The sequence below is a fragment of the Blautia sp. DFI.1.216 genome, from assembly GCF_020594215.1.
Taxonomy (GTDB): Bacteria; Bacillota; Clostridia; order Lachnospirales; family Lachnospiraceae; genus Blautia_A; species Blautia_A wexlerae.
In genome coordinates this window covers 1-455 of sequence record NZ_JAJDML010000179.1, presented here as the reverse complement: position 1 = coordinate 455, position 455 = coordinate 1, and the positions used below count along the sequence as shown (strand labels likewise).

Annotated in this window: 1 protein-coding gene; it reads right to left on the bottom strand. The window is 44.2% G+C overall.

The features are described from left to right. Positions 1-455, bottom strand: a 455-nt coding sequence (locus tag LJE11_RS19335; protein WP_227296426.1) for a prealbumin-like fold domain-containing protein, incomplete at both ends; no start/stop codon positions are given.

Sequence of the window (455 nt, the reverse complement as noted above, 5' to 3'; positions counted from 1 at the left end):
GGATAACCTTGTCTGATACGGAAAACTGGTTACTTCCAGATAATACGGCAAGGTCGCCGTCCTCGGTAATCTGTGTTACATATAAGCCTTTTATCTGTTCGGACTTATCGCCAGCCTGCATATATGCACCCTCTAACAAGTAGCCGTTTGGAGCTTTTGTTTCTTCTACGGTTAGTGTTCCAAGTGGAAGAACCGCCTTGCCGTCCTGCATATAGAAGCTGTCGCCAGATACTTTGTATGTGTCCGCTAATTTTGTGATGTAATGAGTTGTCCCGTCGCTGTCTGTTTCAGCGATTGTCTTTGTAACCCATGTACGAGTAGCTTCGGCAGGGAGATTGTCTTTATTGTAGAAGCCAGCATAATACTTCCATGTAAATTCCGCACCTGCTAAAGAAGCGTTCCCTTGCGGATTGTCTTTCTGTGTTTCCATATCAATCTTGAAAAGCTCAATCAAA